General features: G+C 42.1%; 1 protein-coding gene, 1 tRNA gene and 1 pseudogene. All 3 read right to left on the bottom strand.

What is annotated here, in order from left to right:
• Positions 1-311: 311 nt before the first annotated feature.
• Positions 312-387 (bottom strand) — tRNA-Gly (locus METMK1DRAFT_RS09440).
• Between the two features lie 60 nt (positions 388-447).
• A complete protein-coding gene (locus METMK1DRAFT_RS18240; protein ID WP_009073416.1) occupies positions 448-999 on the bottom strand; it encodes a hypothetical protein in 552 nt (183 codons plus the stop codon).
• Positions 960-1,393 (bottom strand): annotated as a pseudogene (locus tag METMK1DRAFT_RS18235) (hypothetical protein); the annotation flags it as partial. The gene METMK1DRAFT_RS18240 and the pseudogene METMK1DRAFT_RS18235, both read right to left, overlap by 40 nt.

Genomic DNA, 1,393 nt, shown 5'->3' with positions numbered 1-1,393 from the left:
ATTTTTGGAATATGATTTTAAGTCTATTGCTTAGAGACAGGTTCTAGGATATCATCAATAGCAATATTCCAAGAGATGAACTCTACGTTCACACGACGGGTTAGGATCAAACAGGTTGATCAGAACAGCTTAAATCAGTTTTTCCAGCGTAGATCACCTATCACTCGACCCTCTTCTCATCACGGCCTTAGTCGGTTATGATGAGCATAGTGGAGTACAATCATTTAAATTACAGCAGTTATAGGACTTTCCCATAAATGTCGGCCTGCAATCAAAGGCAAATCTAATAACTGCTGTAAATTAAAAAGAGATGCGACCGCCGGGATTTGAACCCGGGATCTCTGGCTTGGGAGGCCAGCGTCCTAATCCAGGCTGGACTACGGCCGCAAAAACAAGTGGGAAGTTGAGGATAAAAATGTAACTGGTGGGCTCCGCAGGAAAGTCCATTTAGTCTATAGTCCACGTGTTAGGACCTGAGGGGTAGAGATACGTCTCAATCAAAGATGGGCTCCCATTACCATTGGACCAGTACCACACTGTGGCACTAACGTAGGGAGGAGGAGAGGATGTAGGGTAGACGAAGTACCAGTAGACAATGGCGTGCAGATATTTAGTTCCATGAATAATCTGATATAGAGGTTCAGTGTTATTATAATAAAATCCATTACGAAGCGCAGTGGATGATGTATTATAGAAAGCTCCGAGTCCATTTTTATTTTGTAATGTCTCAAGAAATGCTTGGGAAATCTCAACAGCCTGATATGGTGAGCCGAACTTTACACTAGTCACGTAGGAGTTTGCCTCTCCAATAACTAGGGTAGTATCATTTATGAGATTTCCTTTGGAATTATATATCGATATACCGTGTTGATTTACCTGAGACCCGAAACTCATGTTAATGAAGTATTCCGCCCCTACATTCGCGTTGGCAAGTGGGATGGGGATATTAGGACTTGCATTTAGGATGGGGTTATTAGAACTTGCATTGGTTTTAACCAATATTTTCTCGCCGTACTGATAAATATATATATAATAAATCTTGTTATTGGTAGCATTAAAAGTAAAATATAATATGTTTGAGGGGACGTAGCGTTGTCTATTACCTTGAACCAAAGACCCAATTCGAACCCCTGGTTATTGCTAAACAAGTGGGGAGGCTGGAAGTTAGTATTTTTGCTGTTACCCAGATATGGAGCAGTAGCCGTGGTAACATATAATCTCAGACCGGCGTCCTCTGGATTAACGAAAAAGTAGCCCAACCTATACCACGATCCGAACTCATAGGTTAGTATCCATACAACTATTATCTGACCTAGAGAGACCTTCGCGTTCACCATCACCGTACCGCTCTGGCCGACTGGGAAGGCTTCAGCATTAACGCTAAGTTGTTGTC

It is taken from the genome of Metallosphaera yellowstonensis MK1 (genome assembly GCF_000243315.1).
GTDB lineage: Archaea > Thermoproteota > Thermoprotei_A > Sulfolobales > Sulfolobaceae > Metallosphaera > Metallosphaera yellowstonensis.
Note: the sequence above shows the minus strand (reverse complement) of the source record. Positions and strands in the feature narration are given on the sequence as shown.